We start from the raw sequence: 4,653 nt of genomic DNA on the forward strand, positions 1-4,653 counted from the left end.
ACGGCGACGTTGCCACGTCCTGTGGCAACGTTGCCGTCAGCACATCCTGTGCAAGTCCGACAAGCGCTGGCCGACTAAAACCGCCACGTCCTGTGGCAACCTCGGCACTAGGACATCGTGTCCGTCGGACTGAAGCGACTCGAGGGGCTAGGCGCTGGAGCTAGACAACTTTCTAAGTTGTAAAATAAAAATTCTGGTACTATAAGAAAAGCTCATCCGCCTTGCGAAATGGCGATGGAGCCAGACATAAACAAAAAGGATGTATTGCCAATGTCATTTGATGGATTGTTTACAAGAGCTATAACGAATGAACTTTCTTCCCTTCTAAAAGGAGGGCGTATCAATAAAATCCACCAGCCTTATAAAAATGAAATTATCATGGCTGTCAGAGCGAACGGAGTGAACCATAAATTGCTGTTGTCTGCGCACCCGAGCTATGCCAGGGTCCAGATTACAAATGAGCAATATGACAATCCTAATGAGCCGCCAATGTTCTGCATGTTATTGCGGAAGCATCTCGAAGGCTCTATTATCGAAGATATTAAGCAGGTCGGTCTTGACCGGATGATTATTTTTGAAGTAAAAGGAAGAAATGAACTCGGAGACATTTCTTACAAGCAGCTGATCGTAGAAATCATGGGCCGCCACAGCAATATAATCATTGTTGATAAAAACAGGAATGTTATCCTCGATAGCATCAAGCATATTTCCTTTGCGGTAAATACACACCGCGCAATCATGCCTGGGCAGGAATATATCATGCCTCCTCAACAGGATAAGTTGAATCCTTTGGAAGCAAATGAGGATGATGTGTTGAGATCGATTGATTTTAATTCAGGCAATCTTGATAAACAGCTTGTCTCGGGCTTTGCTGGAATCTCGCCTATTTTAGCTAAAGAAATCGTTTTCAAGACCGGCCTTGCGAATAGGTTGACACTTCCAAATACGTTTATCGCTGTTATGAATGATATAAAGATTCATACTTACAAGCCTTCTATAACTTACGGAAATACGAAGGAGGCTTTTTATCTCCTTCCCCTCGAGCACCTGAAAGGGGAAGTGAAAACTTACGATTCGTTAAGCAGTCTTCTTGACCGCTTTTATTTTGGCAAGGCAGAACGTGACCGGGTAAAACAGCAGGGAAATGACCTGGAACGATTGATCATTAACGAAAAAGAGAAAAACGAGAAGAAAATCAAAAAGCTTGAGTCTACTTTGGAGGATGCAAAGAAGGCTGAGCAATTTCAGTTATATGGTGAGCTGCTGACTGCAAATATTTTCATGGCTCAAAAAGGCATGAACGAAATTACCGTGGTGAATTATTATGATGAAGACGGAGCGTCCATTACCATCCCGCTTGAGCCAAGAAAAACACCTTCTGAAAATGCACAAAAATATTTTACAAAATATCAAAAAGCCAAGAAATCGGTCAACATAGTCATGGAGCAAATTGAGCTTGCAAAGGCAGAGGCCGCTTATTTCGATACCCTTCTCCAGCAAGTAGAGGCAGCATCACCAAAGGATATCGAGGAAATCAGAGAAGAGCTTGTTGAAGGCGGCTATATTCGGGCACGTCAGAAAAAATCAAATAAAAACAAGCAAAATCAAAAGCCAGTACTCGAGAAATATCAATCTTCAGACGGAACAGAAATCATTGTCGGCAAAAATAATAAGCAAAACGATTATTTAACAAATAAGGCAGCAGCACGCGATGATATTTGGCTCCATACTAAAGATATACCTGGATCGCACGTTGTCATCCGCAGCAAGGAGCCTGCTGAAGAAACCATTCTTGAAGCAGCACAGATTGCAGCCTATTTTAGCAAAGCACGAAATTCAAGCTCTGTGCCAGTTGACTTTACAAAGGTTCGTTATGTAAAAAAACCTGCTGGAGCAAAGCCAGGATTTGTGATTTACGATCAGCAGCAAACTGTGTACGTCACACCTGATGAAGATATGATTTTGAAATTAAAACAGTAATAATTACAAAACCCGCCTTGGAAAATATTCAGGCGGGTTTTGCCATTTTTAAGGATTTGAATTTCGGAATATTTCAGGGTTTTTCGGAATATAATCGTATTTTCCGGAATATATTTGTATTTTTCCAGAATATAATCGTATTTTTTCGGAATATATTCTTATTTTTCGGAATAAACGTGAAAATTTCGGAATAAATGTGTTTTTTCAAAAGGCTGTTTTCGTATACTTTAGTTGCTTTTAATAAGTTGATTAAAAAATCCATTTAAAAACAACGATCTTTTAGAAAACAGCCTTACAAAATTAACTGGTCGGTGAATTCCTGGTCCAACAGACAACAATTAAAAATGCAGCCCTTTTTTTGGACTGCATTTCGGCATTTTTATCGTTTATTTCTCGCTGCGCCCCACTCAGCAGGATTCTTTCGCCACTCCGCCAGACTTTCCAAATTCTCTTTTGAGATTAGCCCTTTTTCCTCGGCTAAGTTTGAAAGAGTCGTAAAGTCTGTCAGGGAATGTGCTGATATTCCTGCTGCCTTTAGCTGCTGCTCACCTTTTTCAAGCTCGTATGTAAAGATCGATACTACACCGAGTACATCACAGCCTGCTTCACGTAAAGCCTCGACTGCTTCGATCACGCTGCCTCCTGTTGAAATCAGGTCTTCGACAACGACAACCTTCTGTCCTGCAGTAACCCTTCCTTCTATCTGGTTGCCCTTACCGTGTTCTTTCGCTTTAGAACGGACATAGCTCATTGGGAGGTCCATGAGCTCACTGACCCATGCTGCATGGGGAATTCCTGCTGTTGCAGTTCCTGCAATTACTTCTGCTCCTGGAAAATACTCTGCTATTAGGCTTTTCAATCCTTCAGCAACTTTCTTGCGAACTTCTGGGTATGAAAGGGTCAGGCGGTTATCGCAATAGATTGGTGATTTTAAACCAGACGACCATGTGAATGGAGTTTCAGGCTGTAAACTTACCGCTTCAATTTTTAGCAATGCTCCTGCTATCTCTTTTTTCATTTATAAACACCCTTCCATTCATTTTTGATAGTCAAATAGCTTTCAAGAGGATTACCGGACTTTGTTATAGGCCTTCCGACGACAATCGCTGATATCCCCTGTTCTCTGGCAAACTCTGGTGTAGCAGCCCTCTTCTGGTCCTGCAGCTCACTGTCTGCTGGACGGATTCCAGGGGTTACCGTCAAAAATTTTGATCCTAACCGGCTATGAATCAATTGTGCCTCATGCGGAGAACAAACCACTCCATCAAGTCCAGAACTTTGAGCAAGCTTGGCATAGTTCATTACCGAATCCAACAGGGATACTCCAATAAGCTGTTCTTGGCTCACTTGTGCTTCTGATGTACTAGTGAGCTGGGTGACAGCAATACAATACGGCGGCTTTTTTCCTGCTGGAGTACCTGCTTCCAGTCCATCTACTGCGGCAGCCATCATGGCTGAGCCTCCTGCTGCATGCACGTTGACTAAATCGCATCCAAGGCCCGCCACTACCTTCATCGCACTTTTAACAGTATTAGGTATGTCGTGAAGCTTCAAATCAAGGAATATTTTGTGGTTCCGCAATTTTAATTCCTCGATGATCGCAGGTCCTTCAGAGTAAAAAAGCTCCATTCCGACCTTCACAAAAAGCTGCTCGTTTTCAAATGGCTTAAGGAATTCCAGTACCTTAGTCTTATTTGGGAAATCAAGGGCGATAATAAGCGAGTCTCTCATTCTTTTTCCAGCTCCTCCCTGTCAATTCTAAAATATGGTCAACCCCAAGCTTGGTAAGAATTTCTGGTAATTCATCAATAATTTTCGGACAGATAAACGGATCAACGAAATTTTGCGTTCCTACTGCTGCAGCACTTGCCCCGGCAAGGAAAAATTCGACTACATCCTCTGCAGACTGAATTCCTCCCATTCCGATAATTGGAATCGATACATGCTGGCTTACCTCGTAAATCATCCTGATCGCCACTGGTTTTACTGCAGGACCTGACAACCCGCCGGTCTTATTAGCTAGAATTGGCTGACCTGTCATTAAATCAAGCCTCATACCAAGCAATGTGTTGATCATGGTAACACCATCAGCACCGCCATCCTCTACAGCCTTGGCTATTTTCACAATGTTGGTAACATTAGGCGAAAGCTTTACATACACGGGCACTTCCGAAACATTCTTTACTTTTTTTGTGAGCGCCTTGGCCATATCGGGATCAGTCCCAAACGCAATCCCGCCTGTTTTAACATTCGGGCAGGAAATATTTAATTCCAGAGCTTTTACATTTGGAGCTTTTGACAATTTTTCAGCTACAGCTACATAATCATCCTCTGTGGAACCTGCTATGTTGGCAATGATCGGGACTTCAAACTTCTCTAGCCACGGCAATTCTTCGTCAAACACTTTATCTAATCCAGGGTTCTGCAGACCGATTGCATTTAGCATCCCGCCAGACGTCTCTGCTACCCTTGGAGTAGGATTGCCAAACCGAGGTTCAGGAGTCGTCGCTTTCACCATGATTGCCCCGAGCTTGCTCAGGTCGTATAACTGGCTGAATTCTTTCCCAAAACCAAAGCAGCCTGACGCAGGCATGATTGGGTTTTTCAAATTCAAGCCAGGCAATTGAATGGCTAGTGGATTCATATGACAACCTCCCCTGCGGCGAATACCGG

4 protein-coding genes are annotated in these 4,653 nt (G+C 43.0%); 1 reads left to right on the plus strand and 3 read right to left on the minus strand.

Annotated features, from left to right (window positions below):
- Positions 1-270 precede the first annotated feature (270 nt).
- Entirely contained in the window at positions 271-1,980 is a 1,710-nt protein-coding gene (locus tag WB217_RS14310) for an Rqc2 family fibronectin-binding protein (RefSeq protein ID WP_423993901.1), read from the plus strand.
- Between the two features lie 379 nt (positions 1,981-2,359).
- On the opposite strand, the gene pyrE is transcribed toward WB217_RS14310, so the two are convergent.
- The 3 genes from pyrE to WB217_RS14325 are packed head-to-tail and all read right to left on the minus strand — an operon-like array spanning position 2,360 to position 4,624.
- Positions 2,360-2,998, minus strand: a complete 639-nt coding sequence (pyrE, locus tag WB217_RS14315) for an orotate phosphoribosyltransferase (RefSeq protein ID WP_423993903.1) — start codon at positions 2,996-2,998, stop codon at positions 2,360-2,362.
- Positions 2,995-3,711, minus strand: a complete 717-nt coding sequence (pyrF, locus tag WB217_RS14320) for an orotidine-5'-phosphate decarboxylase (protein WP_423993905.1) — start codon at positions 3,709-3,711, stop codon at positions 2,995-2,997. Before pyrF ends, pyrE begins: the two co-directional genes overlap by 4 nt.
- Positions 3,683-4,624: a dihydroorotate dehydrogenase gene (locus WB217_RS14325; protein ID WP_423993906.1), complete on the minus strand. Its 942-nt coding sequence runs from the start codon at positions 4,622-4,624 to the stop codon at positions 3,683-3,685. The genes pyrF and WB217_RS14325 overlap by 29 nt, the downstream gene beginning before the upstream one ends.
- Between the last annotated feature and the right edge of the window lie 29 nt (positions 4,625-4,653).

The sequence above is a fragment of the Mesobacillus sp. genome (genome assembly GCF_049588175.1).
Classification (GTDB): Bacteria; Bacillota; Bacilli; order Bacillales; family Cytobacillaceae; genus Mesobacillus.